The sequence below is a fragment of the Streptomyces globisporus C-1027 genome, assembly GCF_000261345.2.
GTDB lineage: Bacteria > Actinomycetota > Actinomycetes > Streptomycetales > Streptomycetaceae > Streptomyces > Streptomyces pakalii.
Genome location: NZ_CP013738.1, coordinates 431,651 through 449,674 on the forward strand (window position 1 = coordinate 431,651; position 18,024 = coordinate 449,674).

The following is an 18,024-nucleotide window of genomic DNA, read 5'->3' on the forward strand; positions in this document are numbered from 1 at the left end:
AACCCGTGCTGTGCACTCATCTACGAGAGGCGTCCATGACCTCCCCTCCGACCCGCCCGGCCATACGGGCCGAAGGCCTCACCAAGCGCTTCGGGAAGAAGCAGGCGCTGAACGGTGTGGATCTGGAAGCGGCCCCCGGCACCGTGCTGGGGGTCCTCGGCCCGAACGGCGCGGGCAAGACCACCACGGTGAGAGTCCTGTCCACGCTGCTGCGGCCGGACGGCGGCCGCGCCTGGATGGCCGGTCACGACGTCCTCTCCGCCCCCGAGGCCGTACGCCGTGACCTAGGTCTTTCGGGGCAGTACGCGGCGGTCGACGAGAAGCTCTCGGGCCGGGAGAACCTCTACCTGGTCGCGCGGCTCTACGGATTCGGGCGGCATGCCGCCCGCCGCAGGGCCGGTCAGCTGCTCAGCGACTTCGATCTGGAAGACGCGGCCGACCTGCCGAGCAAGACGTACTCCGGGGGTATGCGCAGACGTCTCGATCTGGCCGGCGCCCTGGTGGCGCGGCCCCCCGTGGTGGTGCTGGACGAGCCTACGACCGGTCTCGACCCCCGAGGCCGGGCAGACACCTGGCAGGCCGTCAGGAACCTCGTCGCCGAGGGCACCACCGTGCTGCTCACCACCCAGTACCTGGAGGAGGCGGACCAGTTGGCCGACGCCATCGTCGTCATCGAGAGCGGCACCGTGGTGGCCCGCGGTTCCGCGGCCCAGCTCAAGGCACGGGTCGGCGGCGAGCGGCTCTCCCTCACCGTCGCGGAGCCACGGCATCGCAGCACCGCCACGGAGATCCTGGCCGCGCTCGGCGACCACCTCCCCGACCTGGACCAGCGCACCGGACGGCTGACCGTCGCCACCGACCACGGCGCACAGAGCCTGGAGTACGCCCTGAGCTGCCTTCGGCTGGCCGGAATAGCCGTGCAGGACGTGGGGTTGGCACCACCGACCCTGGACGATGTGTTCCTCTCCCTCACCGGCCGTCCCATCGCGCCGGACGCGGCAGCGCCCCCTCCCGGCGTCGCGGCCGTCGGCGGAGGTGCGCGATGACAGCGGTCCAGCGGCTGGGCCGCGACTCCTCGATCATCGCCTGGCGCAATCTGCTGAACCTGCGCCGGACGCCCGGGTCGGTCATCGCGGCGCTCGTGCAGCCGGTGATGTTCGTGCTGCTGCTCGCCTATGTCTTCGGCGGCAGCCTCGGCGGGGCCGAGTACCGGACGTTCCTCATGGGCGGCATCTTCGCCCAGGCCGTCACCTTCAACTCCGCCTTCACCGCGCTCGGACTGGCCAACGACATGGACAAGGGCATCGTGGACCGCTTCCGCTCCCTCCCCATGCCCGCCATGGCGGTGCTCCTGGGGCGGACTCTGTCCGACCTGACCATGAGCGCGGTGACCCTGGTCGTCACCTCCCTGTGCGGCCTGCTGGTCGGCTGGCGCATCAGCGCCTCCCCCGCCGAGGCGCTCGCGGCCTATCTGCTGATCCTGCTCTTCGCCTTCGCCATGTCCTGGGTGGGGGCCGCGATCGGGCTGATGGCCCGCAGCGTCGAGGTCGCGCAGAGCGCGGGGCTGATCTGGCTCTTCCCCGTCACGTTCGTCTCCGCGGCGTTCGTCTCCCCGCACACCATGCCCGGCCCGCTGCGCACCGTGGCGGAGTGGAACCCGGTCTCCGCCACGGCCACCGCGGTCCGCGGACTCTTCGGCAACCCGCCGCCCACCGGCCTGCCGGCAAGCGACGCCTGGCCCGTCGTGCACGCGCTCCCGTATGCCGCGGCCTGTGCCATCGTCATCACCGGCGTGTTCATGCTCCTCGCGCTGATCCGCTTCCGGCGCATCACTCTCGGATGAGTCGAGCGGAGCTGACGGCGCACAGACCGATGTCGGCCGGTACAGGACCGGACCGACGTCGTGGTTGGTCCGCGTCCGGTGGGAGAAGCAGATGTCGAATCCGGCGTTCGGACCGGCGTTGACGGCGAGGTTCCCGGAGGGGCGAGGGTGCCGGAGTTGAACGCGCACACCCGAGCCGCCCACCGCACAGGACCATCCGGCCCGCAGCCGCACGAGAGCCCTGCCGATGTCCGGAGGCAGGCAGACCCAGCCGGTCTCCGACGCGGAAACCCGGAGCCGGAGCACCGATAGGGTACGAGACGTGAAGAATACGGAGCCCGGGATCCGGCAGGACCATCCGGATCGCGACCATGCGCAGGATGCCGCGTGCCTCGTCCCCGGAAGGGCGACAGCACGTGCTGATGACTTGCTGGTGCAGATCGCACACGGGAGCGTCAAAGCACTGGCCGAGCTGTACGACCTCGTGGCACCGCTGCTTCTCGCGCTCCTGCGCTCTCGGCGTGCGACCGCGGATCAGGCCGACGACGCTCTGGTAGGCGCCTTCGTTCAGATCTGGCGGACAGCTCCTGCCTACAGTCCGGGTACCACCGCTCTGGACTGGATCATCAATCTGGCGCAAGGCGACTGTCGTACCGGAGTTCCCGGGCCGCGTGACAGCGTGACCCGCCCGGGAGCTCCGGCAGGCCCTGTGAGGAGTCGGCCTCAACCCAGCCGCTGCCGGCTTCCTGACCTTTCCGCGTGAAAGATGTCCGGCCCGCCCGCGACACCCCACCTCCCGCAAGAGCCGCTCCGCGCTGCGTCCAGGTTGTCCGCACCACTCGGCGGCCTCGGACTCGGACGTCCACGATCACCCACCTCCACCCGGATCCAAGCCGACGGTCTCAAGCTCCGACGCTTTGAGCCCTGGACTGTGCAGACCGCCTCTGCGGTGGCATCGGGCTCGCCACGTTGGCATCATCGCGTGGGAGCACGGAGCCCTCTGCCACGAGCCCGGTGAGTGCCTTCAGCTCTCCGGTGTGGAGCGCCACATCAACGATCTCTTGGCCCGCGGTGGTGCGGTCCTCCATCGCACGCCGCTGGCAGGCCGAGCTCCGCAGGCATGTGAACCGGCTGTCTCCGGACCACGGCTCCACGCACTCACCCGCTGTATCGAGGACGCCGCGCCATCGCCGCCGAACTGGGCGCTTCCCAGATGCTCGTAACGCGCCTGATCGCCGGATCCTGTCGCCGAATCAGAGAAAACGCCCTTGCCGAAACCGACCCGAGACAGAACACGCCGCCATCCGCATGGTGACTTCCCGCGCAACGGCGCCCCCCTCGGGGCACCGCCCGGGAGGACCGCTGGGGCGCGGCCTCATACATCGCGTTGGGAGAGCGTGAACAGGCCACCGTCCGGGTCCTGCAGGGTCCGCGAGAACCCCGAAGGGGCCCAGGTGGCCGGCGAAGGCTCGGGGCTGACGCCTCCGGCGCTCATGGCGGCGGCTACAGCCCGCTCGACATCATCAACAGCGAAGTTCACCAGCCAACGCGGACGCAGATGAGCCAGCGGAGAGGTCTGCACACCGCCGCCCCGCAGAGAGAGAATGACCCGGCCCCCGAGCTGCACCAGAACATGGTCCTTCCGGTACGCGACGTCGACGTCCTCACCCTCCGCCCAGCCGAACACCTCCCCGCAGAACACCGCCGCGTCGATCACGTCACGGGTCTGCAGGTCGATCCGGGTGGGCGCCTGCCCCTCCCCCGGCGACCAAGCCAGCGTGTAGCCCTCCCAGAAACCGAACGTTGCCCCGTCCCGGTCCGCCGCCAGACCCACCCGCCCATCGCCCATCGCCATCGGCCCCACCGCGACCGTGGCACCGCGCTCACGAATCCTCGCCGCCGTCACATCGGCGTCCCGCACCGCGAAGTACGGCGTCCACACGGAAGCCGGTGCGAGGCCGGGCCTCCGGGCCCCGATCCCCGCCACCGGATGGCCGCCTGCCGTCGCAACCAGGAACTGATCGTCCAGGGAACTCGAGCGGAACTTCCAGCCGAGGACCTCGCCGTAGAACGCGCGGGCCACCGCCAGGTCAGCGACCATCAGGTTGACCCAGCAGGGAGTGCCCTGCGCCGACACGTTCCGCCGCTCATCCGACCCGGACATCCGCTCGCTCCTCCAAGACCTTCACCGTGCCCAAGACCCCACACCTACCCACGGCCGGCTGGACTCCCCTGCCAATCATTCCAGAACGAGCCTCCCGAACCGCCGGACGTAGCAGCGCAAACCGGAGCGGATGACTGCGGGGATTCTCAGAAGGGCCGGACGCAAAGGCCCCGGCGAAGCGCTCTTCCCTCACAACACCACCAAGGTCATGCTGCAGCTCGACTGCGCCCCCGAGGGCCTGGTTGAGACGGTCGGTGTCAAGCTCGGCCTCGTCAAGCGCCAGGCCACCAGCGACCTGAAGCGCTTCAAGCAGTCCATCGCGGCACGCCGCTTCACTAGGAAGCTTCCGCTCCGGCCGAGGTCTCGGCCGCGCGGCGGTCGAGGTACGCGGTCACCGAGGTCGCCGCCACCCCGTGGACTACCACGGATATCAGGACGGCGAAGACAACCACCGCCCACATCTCTCGCTCGTACCGCAGAAGGCCAACCCTGCGGACATCGTCACGCTTCGGTCGCAGCGTGCGGGGGCGGGAAGTGCTCTTCGACCGGGTCCGGGGGCGCGGTGAGCGCGTATGTTCTCGCTGTCGGGTGCAGGGAGCGGAGGAGGGCAGCCAGGCCGGCCGGGGCGCGGCCGTGCAGTCGGCCGGCGGTGTGTACCGGGTGGTCGTCGGTGCGGGCGATGCGGTGTCCGGCCTGTGCAAGGCGTGCGACGAGGTCATGGTCCTCGCTGGAGGTGAGCGGTGCGAAGCCTCCGACGTGGCGGTAGGCGGTGGCGGACACGCCCATGTTCGCGCCGTGGATATGGGGGTGTTCCCAGGCCGTGGTGTCTTCTGCGGCTGGCCGGGTGCGGTAGTAGGCGGCGTCGTGCTCGCTGCGGGCGTATGTGCACGCGCCCTGGAGGTCGGGGGCGAGCCGGATGGTGCCGAGTACGGCGTCGTGGCCGCGTCGGGCCCACGCGGTCTGCCGGGTCAGCCAGTGTGCTGGCACGGTTGAATCGGCGTCGGTCATGGCAAGCCAGATATCCGAGGTGGAGCCCAGGAGTGCCAGGGCGTGCAGGACACCGGCAGCGCGTGCCGCTCCCGCGTTGCGCCGGTTGATGCTGACGGTGTGGGCGCCTTCGCGTGCCGCGAGGTGTGCGGTGGTGTCGGTGCAGGCGTCTGCGACCACGACGGTGCGCACCGGCAACGGTGCCACCTGGTCCGCGGCCGCCCTGATGCTTCGGACGCAGGCCACGATGCGTTCGGCCTCGTTGTGTGCGGGGACCACGACGGCCACAGCGGCGATGTTCATGCCAGGCCTTCGCCGCAGGCAGGTGACAGAGCCGTGCCGGGGCCGGTGCCCCGCTCGTGGACGGTGAGGGTGAAGTCGGGATCGTCGTACCGGGCCAGTGGGCGCAGGTGCGCGAGCGCGTCGGCTTCTCCGGCGATCTGCTGGCCCGTGCATGTGTGTTCATCGACCGGGTGGTTCCAGTGGACGGTGATCAGGTGCCCGCCGTCGCTGAGGCTGTCGGCGCTCTGCCGCAGCATCCGGGTGCGTGCTGCCGGGCCGAAGTAGTACAGCAGCTCGGACAGGACGACCAGGTCGAAGGGCCCCTCTGGCCATTCCTCCGGGACCGCCATCTGCTGGACCCTGACCTGGGGCAGGCCAGAGAGCCGGCGCGTCGCCGTACCGACGGCTGAAGTGACCCGGTCGGCGCTCAGCAAGGACTCGCAACGCGGGGCGAGGAGTTCGCTGAGCACGCCGACGGAGCAGCCGGGCTCGAACGCCCTGCGGTAGCGGGCGTAGGGAAGCGCTGCGACGGTCAGCTGGTACTTGCGCCGGTCGTACCACCGCTCGGCCAGCTGCCAAGGGTCGTCGGCGCGGGCGTACTGGCCCTTGAAGTAGTCGGCAGGGGTGTTCAAAGGATCACCGTTTCGAACGCGCGGGTGTGGTGGACGAGTTCTACGGGAGGAAGAACCGGGGGTTGCTGCGGGCCCCGCGGTTGAAGCTGGCTGATGAAGTGGGCCAGCGCCGTCTTCTTGCGGTCAAGGGCCTCCCCGGTCACCGGCAGTACGCCCGCCCGGTGCCAGGGCACCCGCTGGTCGCCGGGGCGCGCCCAGTGCCACATCCAGATCGGGTACGTCCATACGGTGACCCCGCTGTCGCTGCCCGCGCGTCGTGCGGCGCGTCCGGCTGCCTCGTGGTCGCTGTGCAGGTCTCCCTCCCACGGCGCCACGCACAGCGTGGCGCCGGTGCGCGTGAGCGCCTCGGCGATCACCGTGCGGGCGGTCTCCTCGTGCCGGTCGAGACCGGTGTCGGGCAGGTGGGCGTGGATCGCGTCCGGCAGTGGGCCGAGCGCGCGCAGCGCCGAGGTGAGTTCGGCTCGTCGTCGCACTGCGAGGCGGGCCATCGCCCCGGGATCTCCGGTGCCGTGCGAGGCCTCACCGGCGGTCAGGCACACGGTGTGCACCTCCACGCCGGCCGCCAGGAGGGTGGCGATGGTGCCGCCGAAGCCGAGCACTTCGTCGTCCGGGTGCGCGGCCACGATCACGACCGGCCCGTGGGGGGCCCTCACCTGCGGCAGCGCCTCTTCCAGGTCCGCGGCGATCCAGTCGGCTTCGCCGGTTCCTGCCGCGTCGATGAGCGCCGCAGCCTCCTGCCGGGAACTTGCGCGCCTGCTCATCGCACTTCCTGTACGCCGTGGCGCGCCGCCAACCGGCCGAGCTGGGCGAGATTCGACTCCGCGTGATGCTGGCGTACGTACACGGTCAGGTCCGCGACGGCGCGCGCGTGCCGCGCGTCATGGCACAGGGGTCCTGCACCCGTGGCGCGTCCCACGTGCTCCATCACCTCGGTGCACACTTTCTCGACCAGGGCCCGCACCCGCAGCCCGCGCAGCGCAGCCTGGCCGTGCTCGTTCAGCGGATCTGCGTCGATTGCGTTGGCGGCTTCGCGCACGATTGTCTCGGCGGTGGACAGGAGCAGGTCGACCGTGCCCAGGTGTGCCGCGGCGTGATCGTCGACCCGGCCGTTCGCGGCCCTGTCGTAGAGGGTGGTGGCAACGGCCTGCGCACCGCCGAGCCAGCATGCTGCGACCCCAATCCCGCCGTGCAGGAAGCCAGGGCGCCGCAAATAGCCCTCCGGATCGCCGACGGGCCGCGCGGCCACATTGTCGAAGGCCACATCCAGGGTGTCGCTGCCCTGCATGCCGATCGCCGGCCACGTTCCGGCCACCGGTCGGACCCCCGGCTGGTCGAGCGAGACCGCGAAGAGCCGGTAGCCATCCTCGGCTTCGGCGGTCACCAACGCACGGGTACAGAAGCGGGCCCCGGAGCACCACGGCTTGATGCCGTCCAGCCGCCACCCTGCTCCCGTCAGTCGGGCCGCGAGGCCGGGGCCCGGGGGTCGTGCCGCCCACACTCCCCACCTCTCGGCCGGCGAGGGGAGTGCACGCTCCATCTCGTGCAGGATCGCCGCAGCGTCGAGATGGCCCTCTGCGAGCCGGGCCAGGGACAGGTCCCTGCGGCCCAGTTCCGACAGCGCAGCGAAGCGGGCAACGGTCGCTTCGCCGGGCAACGGGATCTGCGCGGCCTCTTCTGCCACAAAGTTCGTGAAGAGGTCACCTGCGCGAAACTCCGGGCTGAGGGGGGACAGCAGATGCTCATCCTGCGCGGGACGATCGGTCGTCACTCGTGCCTCCTGAACCTCGAAGCTGAGGTCACATAGACGGCGGATCTGGGCCCGCCGTCCCGAAGGCGGCCCCCAGCTCCGTCGCCGGATTGTCGTCGGGCCCCACCCTGGGTTCCCGCAAGCACGAGTTCGAAACTGCAGCCCAACGGCAGGTTGCTGCGGCTGGGCAAGCCAGTGATCCCCAGATCAGGATCTGGCGTGTGGTCTGGCTTCTGCCGGCTGGGCCGGGGCGCCGCACAGCCGTTGCGTGCGCGGCCCCGCGCTCTGATGAGTCTCGCGATCGGGTAGGCGGAGCTCTGCGCCTTCGGAGCCCTTTTCGCGAAGGTGATCATGGGGTCGTTCGCCACTTTCTACCGGCGCTTCGCCGTCCCCAGACGCTTCGGGCGAAGGCGGGCCAGGACCACCCGGGGGGGCGAACACGGCGTCGCCCAGCACGGCACGCACCGCCGGAGAGGCCCCTCGTGCCTGCTTGTGGCCGGGCGGTGAAAAGCCCAGCTCGTCCCGGTCCCGGTAAGCAGCAAGGGCTTCGAGAACGGGCGCCTCATGATGATCCATGAACATTCTCTGGTACGCCTTTCCGCACGACTCTCGCTGACCAGGCGTTTCCCGGTACTAAGGAAGCGGTGTACCGCCGGTGGCGTTCATGATCTCGCCGGTGATGAAGGAGGCGCTCTGGGAGGCGAGGAACACATAGGCGGGTGCCATCTCCGCGGGCTGGGCGGGCCGGCCGAGCGGGCTCTGCTTTCCGAATTCGGCGGTGTCGGGGAGGGTCGCCGGGATGAGAGGGGTCCAGACAGGGCCGGGGGCGACGGCGTTGACGCGGATGCCGTCGGAGGCCAGCATCTGGGCCAGGCCCTGGGTGAAGGTGACGATCGCTCCCTTGGTCATGGCATAGTCGAGCAGGTGCGGGCTCGGCTTGTAGGCCTGAACCGATGTGGTGTTGATGATCGAGCCGCCCGCCGGAATGTGCGGCAGCGCACTCTTGCAGAGCCAGAACATGCCATAGAGGTTGGTGCGCACCACGCGGTCGAACTGCTCGGTGGAGATCGCGGAGATGCCGTCGGGCTGCGACATCTGGTAGGCCGCGTTGTTGACCAGCACGTCGATGCGGCCGAACTCGGACACGGCGCGTTCGACGAGTGAGCGGCACTGCTTCTCGTCCCGGATATCGCAGAGCACGGGGACTGCCTCGCGTCCGGCCTGTTCGACCAGGCGGACGGTCTCATGCGCCTCCTGTTCCTCTTCGGGCAGGTGGGTCAGCAGGACGTCTGCGCCCTCACGCGCGAAGGCCAGCGCCACCGCACGGCCGATGCCGGAGTCACCCCCGGTGATCACGGTTTTCCGGCCGTCGAGCAGGCCGGAGCCGCGGTAGGAGTCCTCGCCATGATCCGGCGGGGGGTCCATGGGGCCGGTCCAGCCCGGGTGCGCCTGGTCCTGCTGAGGAAAGTCGGGGCGGGGATGGAGCGTATTGGGGTCCTGCGGCTGTTCACTGCCTGGCATGGCTTTTCCTTCTGGTCGTGGCGGAAGTCTGGTGCTCCGGACACCGTCGCGGCCTGGGCCACACCGGTGAAGCAGGTTCTCTGCGGACAGCACGACTGGCTGACTGGGGCCGCTCAGCCGAGCCTTCGGCCTTTCCAACAGTGCAGTGTTCTCGGCCCGGGCGGTGCCGACGCCGCGCAGAAGGGCGTCAGCGACATCCGCGGTAAGGGCTGCCGGCCCTGCACCTCGCGCTCCTGTCAGTCAGCAGGTCGGGCTGTCTGAGGGCGGGTCCGAGAACCGATCCGAAATGCTGGTCGGTGGCGAGCGCGCGGACCGCGGTGGTTCCCACGGTGCCGGTGGCGCCCGTGGCCGGCATCCGCTTGCCCGGATGCCGGCGGCTGTCCTCCATGCGGAGGTTGCTCCCTCTCGTCGCCGGGCCGGGACTCATGGGCTCAGGGGATGAGCAAGGTTTTGATCATGCCATCGGCCTTCTCCCTGAACGTTTCGTAGGCCTTGGGTCCCTCTTCGAGCGGCAGGTGGTGGGTGGCGAAGGAGTCCACGCCGAGCGGGTCGTCGTCGGTGAGCAGGGGCAGGATGTCGTCGACCCAGCGTTTGACGTTGGCCTGGCCCATACGGAGCTGGATCTGCTTGTCGAACAGGGTGAGCATCGGCATCGGGTCGGCGGCGCCTCCGTAAACGCCGGAGAGGGAGATCGTTCCGCCCCGGCGCACCAGGTCGATCGCCGTATGCAGTGCGGCGAGGCGGTCGATGCCCGCCGTCTCCATCAGGCGCTGGGCGAGTGCGTCGGGCAGCAGCCCGACCGCCGTGTGCGCCGCCTTGGCCACGGGCGAGCCGTGGGCCTCCATGCCCACGGCGTCGATCACCGCGTCCGTGCCGCGCCCGTCCGTGAGGTCGCGGACGGCGTCCCCGAGGTTCTTGCCGTAACGGCGCAGGTCGAGGCAGGTGGCACCGTGCCTGCTCGCCCGTTCGAGACGTTCGGGAACCAAGTCCACGCCGATGACGAGGCCGGCGCCCCGGTGGAGGGCGATCCGGGCGGCCATGGCGCCGATCGGGCCGAGGCCGAGCACGGTGACGCTGCCGCCGGGCGGGATGTCCGCGTACTCCACGGCCTGCCAGGCGGTGGGCAGGACGTCGGAGAGGAAGACGAACCGGTCGTCCGCGGGGCCGTGCGGGACCTTGATGGGCAGGTCGTTGCCGAAGGGCACCCGCAGATACTCCGCCTGTCCGCCGGGCACCTGGCCGTAGAGCTTGGTGAACCCGAACAGGGACGCTCCCATGCCGCGCTCGCGCACCTGGGTCGTCTCGCACTGGGAGTGCAGGCCCTGCCCGCACATGTGGCAGTGGCCGCAGGACACGTTGAAGGGGATCACGACCCGGTCCCCCGCGGCGAAGGCGGTCACCTCGCGGCCGACCTCCTCCACTACCCCCATCGGTTCGTGGCCCAGGACGTCGCCCGGGTCGAGGTAGGGGCCGAGCACCTCGCACAGGTGAAGATCGGAGCCGCAGATCCCCGTGGACGTGATCCTGACGATGATGTCCGTCGGATCCTGGATACGCGGATCCGGGACAGTCTCCACCCGGACGTCCCGCTTTCCCTGATAGGTCAATGCGCGCACGGCCCGCTCCCTTCCCTCGCTGGTACTCGTGGACGAGTGCGCCGGGTTCCCATGAGACACCTGATGAAACACGCAGAAAGATCGCGGCGACCCTTTGAAACGGCATCTACTCCCCCGTGGAGCTTCCGCCCTGGCGTCACCCGCTCAGCCTGCGGGAGGCCCACGCTCCTTCGCAGCTACGGGTGGGACCTCGCCCAGCCACGGGCCGACAAGCCCGCACGAGACCGCTGCCGTCCTGTGCACGAGGCTGGTCTCGCCCTGCCCGGCCTCGACCCTCAGACCGCCCGCATCCTGGCCCGCTACGGCATCACCCCTGTCGGTGAAGACAGGCATGGTCCCAGACCCCGGCACAGCTCTATGCGGGCCGCGACTGTCTGCCGTCTCGCTGCCGACCTGTCCGGCGCAATCCCTTTCCGCACAACGTTCACCGGCTGGTTCCGGTGCCTGAAGATCGCGGGAGTCTCCGTCGCCTGGGGGTGCTGTGCCGTTTTGCCGCCGCGCGGGGGTGGAGGGCGTCAAACGGTGGCTTGAGATTCGTACCGGTGCGCGGCGGCGTTCCCCGCCCTCGACCAGGCGGGTCGGGCAGAGCCCGGTCGCCCGTTCAGAAACCGCTCGCGTGCCTCGTTCACCGGAGGGCGGTCGGATCCCAGCACTCGGAATGACCGCCTGGAAACGCTCTGCACGGTGTGGATTGGGCAGAGCGTCGAATAGCCCGTGGTGCGAGGAAGGCCCTGAGCAACGATCCTGGCGGAGCCGGGCAAGCACACGGCGGCCTGGCAGCAGAAGAGAAGGCAGGCGGGTCTGCATGGCGAAAAGAAGGAAAGACCTGTCCGCTGGAGACGAAGTTTCCTGGCGGAGCCACGGGCATCGCGTCGAGGGTTCGGTGACCCGGAAAGTCGACAGGAGGACCGAGGCAGCCGGCCGGAAAGTCGACGCATCGAAGGAAGAGCCGCAGTACGAGGTACGGAGTGACAAGACGGGTAAAAAGGCCGTCCACCGTCCGGCGTCACTGAAGCGAAGAAAAAAGAACGGGGCCGGCTCATGAGCGAGGGTAGTGACCAAGAGCGGCAGAAGACCCTTGATCACTTCGGTGATGCCGTCAACATGACTGCGCGAGAGCTGGAGAAATGGCTCGCGCTTCGCACCATCAGAGGGAGGACGCAGGAACCGGCCAGCCGCCTTCTTCTATGAGTGAACATAGAAATGAAGAAATTGCGTAAGTCGGTTGTCCTGCATCCAGCCACAGAAAACTGCACGGACCACACCGGCCTGGTTCAGCCATCCGCAGATCATGACGGAAGGCCGGTACCTTGTCCCCGAGGTACCGGCCCTCCGTTGAACGCTCCGCTCAGGCCGTCTTCTCCAGTGAAGTGAGGTGGGCGAAGACCACCACGTTCGCCGAGTAGCCCGCCTTCTCGTCGAAGCGACCTCCGCAGGTCAGCAGCCGCAGTTCGGGCCGCCCGGTTTCCCCGTACACCTTGTCGTCGGGGAACTTGTCCTTGGTGTACGTCTTCACCGCATCCACCGTGAACACCGCAGTCTTACGGTCCGCGCGCACCACGTTGACCTTGTCGCCGCGGCGCAATGCGTTGAGATTGAGGAAGATGGCAGGGCCCGTCCTGGTGTCGCGGTGGCCCACCAGCAGGGCCGTTCCGTTCTCACCGGGTGAGGGCCCCTTCTCGTACCAGCCCGTCAGCTTGGGCGTGCTCAGCGGCGGGGCTCCGAGCCTGCCCTTCGCATCGAGACCGAGCCCGGTGACCGCCGCCTCGATGTAGATGGCGGGGATGGCGACCTTCAATGGCCGTGAGGGCACCAGAGGCGCGTGCGAGGCGGGCACGTGCTGATCCGGTTCGTGCGGTGCCCGACGGAACGGCTCCCGGCCCCCCCCCGCGGAGTCACCTCCGCGCGCGGCGGCCGGCACCGTGTCCTCGGACGAGTCCGAGGACACCCAGACGATGCCGGCCACCAGAGAGAACGTCACGCTCAGCGTCATCGTGAGACGGCACGCGCGCGTCGGCCCTCGTCGTCGCCCTCGGCAGCGAGAGCTACGCCTCACCACGAGCACGGCGACGTGCGGACCGGCGCATCACGATCAGACCCGCGGCGCCCACCGCCCCAGCAGCCAGCCACGCACCGGTGGTTGTGGCGTTCGAGTCGCTCTCGGAGCTGACGGGCTCCATGTCCGGGACACCGCCGCCGCCCGCAGGAACACCGCCGATGGGCTGCTGCGGCTTGTGCGGCTTGCTGCCGTGGTTACCGCGGTCGCACTCGACCTTGAAGCTCCGCTGCTTCGGGCCCGCGGGGACGACCCACACCAGCTGGTAGGTGCCCTCCGGGAGCAGGTACGCCTCGCTGCGCGCACTGCCGTTGATGAGCGGGAGTCTGTCCATCAGAGTGGTGCCGGGCGGTACGGTCGGAGGCTGCTCGGTGATCGTCCAGGGTACGGAGGGGAACGACTCGAAGTTGCTCGCCGACAGCACGAACTTGCAGACCTCGACCCCGTCACGGTTGGAGTGCCAGCTGACCGAGCGGACGTCGATGTTGCCGCTGTCGCCGGGAGCGGCGTAGGCGGCGGGCGCTGCGGCCAGGGAGGCGCCGGCGATCGCGGCGGCAACGGCGACCTTGGCCCCTGTACGGGCGCTGCGGAGGGGGACGGAACTGGAGATGCGCATGAAGGCTCCTTCAAGCCGAGACGATTGTCATACTGGTCACCTGATCGCCCAATAAGTGCCACAAAAAATATGAAAAGTCCGATACGACACGGGCATATGCCGAACGTGCCCTGATCGGCCGATAGAGGGCGGGTGGAGTCCAGACGCACGGACCAGGTGGAGAGGACGGCTCCAGCTCCGGACGAGGGCGGGCTCACCATCCGAACGCCATCAAGAAGATCCCAACTCACCGAGCGGCGCTGACTCACCCGGTTCCACTTCCGCCTGGATGAGACCCGTAGATGCGCCGTCACGCGTTGCCCACAGCTTTCCCGTGGGGACGTTACAGGCGGCGGGGTGTGGGCACTCGGGGCACATCCGCTCCTCGGCGTCGGCCCGCCACCCGCCGAGCGCACCCGCAGAAGGGCCATGAGATGACCAATCGCAGCCGCCTTCCGCATCGGACCAAGGGCCCAGGGGCTCTGGTCACCGGCGGCTCCCGGGGCCTCGGGCTGTTCATGGCCCGGCAGCTGGCGGAGCGTGGGTGCATCGTGACCATCGCCGCCCGGGATGCCGGCGAACTGGAGCGAGCGGCGACGCAGCTGAGGGAGGGCACCGGGGCGACCGTGCGTACCGCCGTGTGCGACGTACGCGACCGGGACGCCGTACGTGCCCTGGTGCGCGAGGTCCATCAGCGTGACGGCCTTGACCTCGTCATCGCCAACGCCGGGGTCATCCAGGTCGCGCCCCTCGAGGCGGTGGGGGCGGCGGAGTTCGGTGACGCCATGGACACCATGTTCTACGGCGCTCTGCACACCTCGCTGGAAGCGCTGCCGTACCTGAAGGAGACCCGGGGCCGTCTCGGCCTCATCGGGTCGGTCGGCGGTCTCCTCGGCGTGCCGCATCTGCTGCCCTACTCGTGCGCCAAGGCCGCGATCGGGGCGCTCGCCGAGGGGCTGCACGCCGAGGCGGCCGCCTCCGGCGTGAGCGTCACCGCCGTTCACCCGGGACTGATGCGGACCGGATCGCACCGGCAGGCCGAGTTCGGCGGAGACACGGCTGCCGAGTTCGGCTGGTTCAGCACTGCGGCGGGCGCCCCGCTGCTGTCGATGGACGCCGAGCGGGCCGCCCGCAGGATCGTCGACGCGGTCATCCAGCGGCGTACCCGGCTGGTACTCACCGCGCCCGCCAAGGCGGCCCAGCTCGCGCACGGCGTGGCGCCCGGCCTGACGACCCGGCTCAGCGGCGTCGCCGCCCGGCTCCTGCCGTCCGCGTCGGATCCGGGCGCCCTGCGCCAGGGCGCCGAGGCCGGGGAGCCGCGCAACCCGATCGCGAAGCTCGTCCGGGCCTGGGGCAGCGCGCGCAACGACCGGGTGGTGCGCCGGGCCAATCAGCACAAGCCTGGGCCGCGCACCAGCTCTTAGGCGGGCCTCCGTCGGCCGATGGGTAAAGCGCTGGGCCGCTCCGCGCCCGGAACGGCCCCCGCTCGTGCAGGTGAAGCAGGCAGATCGCGTCGGTCGGCGTGCCGGCCTGGCTGGTCAGGAGGCGGGCCCGGCGAGCGCGGCTGCGAAGGCCGTTCTGCCAGAGCTGGTTCACGCGGGCCCGCTCTCTGGCGTCCGGCTGCGCATTGGTGCAGGACGGGAGTAGGTGTCCGGCAGACCCAGCACGTGCCCGGTCTCGTGTGTGGTGACGCGGGTCGAATTGCACTGCTGGTTCTGCCGGTAGTCCAGAAAGATGAAGCCCTAGCCGTGTCCGTCTGATCGAGGCGTACGAACCGCGCGTCATTGCCCCCACGGTAGGTGAAGTCGGCTCTGGAGCCTTCCTGGAGCCGGACGTTGGAGACCGAGCTGTTCCAGATGCGGGTGCTGTTGGCTATCTGAGTGCGGAGGCGGCGCTGTAGGTGACGGCCTGAGCCCCCGGGTTGGCGGCCCGCTTCTCAGCGACCGACTTCATCACGGCGTCGAAGAACGCCTGGTTCGCGGCGGCGTTCTCGCCCGACCCGTTGTACGCGGCGAAGCCGACGGAGGTGGAGGGGCCGGAGCAGGAGCGGCGAAGGCCGCGGGAGCCGCGCCTAATGCGGCGACAAGGCCGAGGCCGGCCAGGGCGCGGGCGGTGGCGGTGGCGGTGGAGACGTGTTTCATGGGGGATTTCTCCTATCTTCGCGGTGGCATCGCCCACGCCACGCTGGAGCCCACGATCACCCACCTCCTCCTGGGTCCAAGCCGACTGCCTCAAGCTCCGACGCTTGCAGGCCGCCTTTGCGGTGGCATCGGCCACGCCACGTTGGCATCATCACGTTGGAGCACCCGGGAGCCTCCCCTCAAGATCAAAATGCACCCACCCGCAAGGTGACGACCGGCCAGGAAACTCAGCAAGCAGTCAGCATCAGTACCGCCACACGGCGCAGCAAGCCGCCACGGACCGCCAAGACCCACAACTGGCCACACTCTTGCCGACCTGCAAAAACGCAGGTCACGAAGCCCTCTGCCACGCACACCAGGAGACCGGCATGAAAATGCTCATCAACGTTCCCGAGACCGTGGTCGCCGATGCTCTGCGGGGTATCGCGGCCGCGCATCCCGAGCTCACCGTCGATGTGGAGAACCGGGTCGTCGCCCGGCGGGACGCGCCCGTGGCGGGGAAGGTGGGGCTCGTCTCCGGGGGCGGTTCCGGGCATGAGCCGCTGCACGCCGGGTTCGTCGGGCCCGGGATGCTGTCGGCCGCCTGTCCCGGGGAGGTGTTCACCTCCCCCGTGCCGGACCAGATGGTGCGTGCGGCCGCGGCCGTCGACAGTGGGGCCGGAGTGCTGTTCGTCGTCAAGAACTACACGGGTGACGTGCTGAACTTCGAGATGGCCGCCGAGCTCGCCGAGGACGAGGGGGTTCAGGTCGCCCAGGTGGTGGTGGACGACGACGTGGCCGTGAGCGACAGTACGTTCACCGCCGGGCGGCGCGGCACGGGAGCGACGCTGTTCGTGGAGAAGATCGCCGGGGCGCTGGCGGACGAGGGCGCTCCGCTGGACCGGGTGGCCGCGGTCGCGCGGCAGGTGAACGGGGCCTCGCGCAGCTTCGGGGTGGCGCTCGGCGCCGTCACCACACCGGCCAAGGGCAGCCCCACCTTCGACCTGCCCGCCGGCGAGCTGGAGTTGGGCATCGGCATCCACGGTGAGCCGGGGCGTGAGCGGCGCCCCATGATGACGTCCGGGGAGATCGCCGACTTCGCCGTGAACGCGATCCTGGAGGACCTGCGCCCCACCGGCCCGGTGCTGGCGCTGGTGAACGGCATGGGGGCGACACCCCTGCTGGAGCTGTACGGCTTCCATGCCGAGGTCCATCGTGTGCTGTCCCAGCGAGGGGTCCCGGTTGCTCGTACGCTCGTGGGGAACTACGTGACGTCGCTCGACATGGCAGGCTGCTCGGTGACGCTGTGCCAGGTCGACGAGGAACTGCTGCGCCTGTGGGACGCACCCGTGCGGACGGCTGCGCTCCGCTGGGGCTGCTGAACCGCCGACGGGGCCCGGGACCGGTAGAGGAACAGGAGATCATGTGCTCGACACCGACTTCTTCCGCCGCTGGATGACCGCTGCCGCGGCGTCCGTGGAGCGTGAGGCGGACGATCTGACCCAGCTGGACTCGGCGATCGGGGACGCCGATCACGGCAGCAACCTCCAGCGCGGTTTCACGGCGGTGACGGAGGTGCTGGAGAAGGACGCCCCCGCCACTCCCGGTGCGGTGCTCACCCTGGCGGGACGGCAGCTCATCTCCACCGTCGGCGGGGCTTCGGGCCCGCTGTACGGGACGCTGCTGCGCCGTACGGGCAAGGCGCTCGGCGACGACGACGAGGTGACGCAGACGCAGTTCGCCCAGGCGTTCGCGGCGGGGGTGGCCGCGGTGGGGCAACTGGGCGGGGCCCAGGCCGGGGACAAGACGATGCTCGACGCGCTGCTGCCCGCGGCGGAGGCCCTCGCCACCTCGTTCGACGGCGCCGCCGAGGCGGCCCGTGCGGGTGCCGTGGCGACGGTGCCGATGCAGGCGCGCAAGGGCCGGGCCAGCTATCTCGGCGAGCGCAGCATCGGGCATCAGGACCCGGGCGCGACTTCGGCCGCGCTGCTGGTCGAGGCGCTCGCGGCAACGGCGGCGGCGACGGGCGGAGTGGACGCGTGAGCGACGAGCAGCAGGTGGGCATCGTGCTGGTCTCCCACAGCGGTCCGGTCGCCGAGTCGGTCGCCGAGCTGGCCCGGGGGCTTGCCGCCGGAGGGGTGACCGCGCCGGTCGCCCCGGCCGGCGGGCTGCCCAACGGTGGGCTCGGGACGAGCGCGGAGCTGATCGGGCGGGCCGCCGCCTCGGTGGACCGGGGCGCCGGCGTCGCGGTCCTGGTCGACCTGGGGAGCGCGGTCCTCACGGTGAAGTCCATGCTCGCCGAGGGCGACGAGCTGCCCGAGAACACCCGGCTCGTGGACGCGCCGTTCGTCGAGGGCGCGGTGGCCGCCGTGGTGACGGCCTCGGCCGGTGGTGACCTCGCGGCCGTGGAGGCGGCTGCCTCGGAGGCGTACGGCTACCGCAAGACGTAGAGGGTCCAGCCCCCGGGCTGAACGCCCCCGCG

17 protein-coding genes and 3 pseudogenes are annotated in these 18,024 nt (G+C 70.0%); 8 read left to right on the forward strand and 12 right to left on the reverse strand.

The window, feature by feature from the left end; genetic code table 11:
• Positions 1-35 precede the first annotated feature (35 nt).
• Both WQO_RS01725 and WQO_RS01730 read left to right on the forward strand, forming a co-directional pair.
• Positions 36-1,046 (forward strand): daunorubicin resistance protein DrrA family ABC transporter ATP-binding protein, encoded by a 1,011-nt coding sequence (locus WQO_RS01725; protein WP_010061657.1) that lies wholly within the window; start codon positions 36-38, stop codon positions 1,044-1,046.
• Positions 1,043-1,843: an ABC transporter permease gene (locus tag WQO_RS01730; RefSeq protein ID WP_010061658.1), complete on the forward strand. Its 801-nt coding sequence runs from the start codon at positions 1,043-1,045 to the stop codon at positions 1,841-1,843. The genes WQO_RS01725 and WQO_RS01730 overlap by 4 nt, the downstream gene beginning before the upstream one ends.
• Before the next feature lie 1,354 nt (positions 1,844-3,197).
• Here WQO_RS01730 and WQO_RS01735 read toward each other — a convergent pair.
• Complete coding sequence (locus tag WQO_RS01735; protein ID WP_237274088.1) at positions 3,198-3,923, reverse strand: VOC family protein; 726 nt, start codon at positions 3,921-3,923, stop codon at positions 3,198-3,200.
• Positions 3,924-4,182: 259 nt separating this feature from the next.
• On the opposite strand from WQO_RS01735, the pseudogene WQO_RS36635 reads away from it, so the two are divergent.
• Positions 4,183-4,314 (forward strand): annotated as a pseudogene (locus WQO_RS36635) (SRPBCC family protein); the annotation flags it as partial.
• 7 nt (positions 4,315-4,321) lie between these two features.
• Here WQO_RS36635 and WQO_RS37105 read toward each other — a convergent pair.
• The 8 genes and pseudogenes from WQO_RS37105 to WQO_RS01765 all read right to left on the reverse strand — a co-directional run bounded on the left by WQO_RS37105 (position 4,322) and on the right by WQO_RS01765 (position 10,771).
• Entirely contained in the window at positions 4,322-4,447 is a 126-nt protein-coding gene (locus WQO_RS37105) for a hypothetical protein (protein WP_257721839.1), read from the reverse strand.
• A gap of 40 nt (positions 4,448-4,487) precedes the next feature.
• The gene (locus tag WQO_RS01740; protein WP_010061660.1) at positions 4,488-5,276 is read right to left on the reverse strand and encodes a glycosyltransferase family 2 protein; all 789 of its coding nucleotides are present in this window, start codon (positions 5,274-5,276) and stop codon (positions 4,488-4,490) included.
• Entirely contained in the window at positions 5,273-5,887 is a 615-nt protein-coding gene (locus tag WQO_RS01745; RefSeq protein WP_010061661.1) for an SAM-dependent methyltransferase, read from the reverse strand. The genes WQO_RS01740 and WQO_RS01745 overlap by 4 nt, the downstream gene beginning before the upstream one ends.
• Positions 5,884-6,648, reverse strand: coding sequence for a PIG-L deacetylase family protein (locus tag WQO_RS01750; protein ID WP_010061662.1), 765 nt, complete (start codon positions 6,646-6,648; stop codon positions 5,884-5,886). The genes WQO_RS01745 and WQO_RS01750 overlap by 4 nt, the downstream gene beginning before the upstream one ends.
• Positions 6,645-7,655, reverse strand: coding sequence for an acyl-CoA dehydrogenase family protein (locus WQO_RS01755; RefSeq protein WP_010061664.1), 1,011 nt, complete (start codon positions 7,653-7,655; stop codon positions 6,645-6,647). Before WQO_RS01755 ends, WQO_RS01750 begins: the two co-directional genes overlap by 4 nt.
• A 414-nt stretch (positions 7,656-8,069) precedes the next feature.
• Positions 8,070-8,216 (reverse strand): annotated as a pseudogene (locus WQO_RS36640) (ornithine decarboxylase); the annotation flags it as partial.
• A gap of 51 nt (positions 8,217-8,267) precedes the next feature.
• Complete coding sequence (locus tag WQO_RS01760) at positions 8,268-9,155, reverse strand: SDR family oxidoreductase (RefSeq protein WP_029182386.1); 888 nt, start codon at positions 9,153-9,155, stop codon at positions 8,268-8,270.
• A 431-nt stretch (positions 9,156-9,586) separates the two neighbouring features.
• Positions 9,587-10,771, reverse strand: a complete 1,185-nt coding sequence (locus tag WQO_RS01765) for a zinc-dependent alcohol dehydrogenase (protein ID WP_010061666.1) — start codon at positions 10,769-10,771, stop codon at positions 9,587-9,589.
• Between the two features lie 805 nt (positions 10,772-11,576).
• On the opposite strand from WQO_RS01765, the gene WQO_RS34630 reads away from it, so the two are divergent.
• A complete protein-coding gene (locus tag WQO_RS34630; RefSeq protein ID WP_079055507.1) occupies positions 11,577-11,816 on the forward strand; it encodes a hypervirulence associated TUDOR domain-containing protein in 240 nt (79 codons plus the stop codon).
• 303 nt (positions 11,817-12,119) lie between these two features.
• On the opposite strand, the gene WQO_RS01770 is transcribed toward WQO_RS34630, so the two are convergent.
• Both WQO_RS01770 and WQO_RS01775 read right to left on the reverse strand, forming a co-directional pair.
• Positions 12,120-12,764 carry a class F sortase gene (locus WQO_RS01770; protein WP_029182387.1) on the reverse strand — a complete coding sequence of 215 codons (645 nt, stop codon included), beginning with the start codon at positions 12,762-12,764 and terminating at the stop codon, positions 12,120-12,122.
• A gap of 52 nt (positions 12,765-12,816) precedes the next feature.
• Entirely contained in the window at positions 12,817-13,443 is a 627-nt protein-coding gene (locus tag WQO_RS01775; protein WP_058953838.1) for a hypothetical protein, read from the reverse strand.
• A 413-nt stretch (positions 13,444-13,856) separates the two neighbouring features.
• Between WQO_RS01775 and WQO_RS01780 the strand changes: the two genes are divergently transcribed.
• Positions 13,857-14,846: an SDR family NAD(P)-dependent oxidoreductase gene (locus WQO_RS01780; protein ID WP_010061671.1), complete on the forward strand. Its 990-nt coding sequence runs from the start codon at positions 13,857-13,859 to the stop codon at positions 14,844-14,846.
• Positions 14,847-14,967: 121 nt separating this feature from the next.
• Here the strand turns inward: WQO_RS01780 and WQO_RS34635 are convergent.
• Positions 14,968-15,563, reverse strand: a pseudogene (locus tag WQO_RS34635) (snapalysin family zinc-dependent metalloprotease); the annotation flags it as partial.
• 368 nt (positions 15,564-15,931) lie between these two features.
• On the opposite strand from WQO_RS34635, the gene dhaK reads away from it, so the two are divergent.
• The 3 genes from dhaK to WQO_RS01795 are packed head-to-tail and all read left to right on the forward strand — an operon-like array spanning position 15,932 to position 17,992.
• Complete coding sequence (dhaK, locus tag WQO_RS01785) at positions 15,932-16,924, forward strand: dihydroxyacetone kinase subunit DhaK (RefSeq protein ID WP_010061672.1); 993 nt, start codon at positions 15,932-15,934, stop codon at positions 16,922-16,924.
• A 43-nt stretch (positions 16,925-16,967) separates the two neighbouring features.
• The gene (gene dhaL / locus WQO_RS01790) at positions 16,968-17,585 is read left to right on the forward strand and encodes a dihydroxyacetone kinase subunit DhaL (RefSeq protein WP_010061673.1); all 618 of its coding nucleotides are present in this window, start codon (positions 16,968-16,970) and stop codon (positions 17,583-17,585) included.
• The gene (locus tag WQO_RS01795; protein ID WP_010061674.1) at positions 17,582-17,992 is read left to right on the forward strand and encodes a PTS-dependent dihydroxyacetone kinase phosphotransferase subunit DhaM; all 411 of its coding nucleotides are present in this window, start codon (positions 17,582-17,584) and stop codon (positions 17,990-17,992) included. Before dhaL ends, WQO_RS01795 begins: the two co-directional genes overlap by 4 nt.
• Positions 17,993-18,024 lie beyond the last annotated feature (32 nt).

Bases quoted from the DNA above. Each gene is read 5' to 3' on its own strand.
- WQO_RS01725 (WP_010061657.1), top strand. From the start codon at position 36: ATGACCTCCCCTCCGACCCGCCCGGCCATACGGGCCGAAGGCCTCACC.
- WQO_RS01730 (WP_010061658.1), top strand. From the start codon at position 1,043: ATGACAGCGGTCCAGCGGCTGGGCCGCGACTCCTCGATCATCGCCTGG.
- WQO_RS01735 (WP_237274088.1), bottom strand. From the start codon at position 3,923: ATGGTCGCTGACCTGGCGGTGGCCCGCGCGTTCTACGGCGAGGTCCTC.
- WQO_RS37105 (WP_257721839.1), bottom strand. From the start codon at position 4,447: ATGTGGGCGGTGGTTGTCTTCGCCGTCCTGATATCCGTGGTAGTCCAC.
- WQO_RS01740 (WP_010061660.1), bottom strand. From the start codon at position 5,276: ATGAACATCGCCGCTGTGGCCGTCGTGGTCCCCGCACACAACGAGGCC.
- WQO_RS01750 (WP_010061662.1), bottom strand. From the start codon at position 6,648: ATGAGCAGGCGCGCAAGTTCCCGGCAGGAGGCTGCGGCGCTCATCGAC.
- WQO_RS01760 (WP_029182386.1), bottom strand. From the start codon at position 9,155: ATGCCAGGCAGTGAACAGCCGCAGGACCCCAATACGCTCCATCCCCGC.
- WQO_RS34630 (WP_079055507.1), top strand. From the start codon at position 11,577: ATGGCGAAAAGAAGGAAAGACCTGTCCGCTGGAGACGAAGTTTCCTGG.
- WQO_RS01770 (WP_029182387.1), bottom strand. From the start codon at position 12,764: ATGACGCTGAGCGTGACGTTCTCTCTGGTGGCCGGCATCGTCTGGGTG.
- WQO_RS01775 (WP_058953838.1), bottom strand. From the start codon at position 13,443: ATGCGCATCTCCAGTTCCGTCCCCCTCCGCAGCGCCCGTACAGGGGCC.
- WQO_RS01780 (WP_010061671.1), top strand. From the start codon at position 13,857: ATGACCAATCGCAGCCGCCTTCCGCATCGGACCAAGGGCCCAGGGGCT.
- dhaK (WP_010061672.1), top strand. From the start codon at position 15,932: ATGAAAATGCTCATCAACGTTCCCGAGACCGTGGTCGCCGATGCTCTG.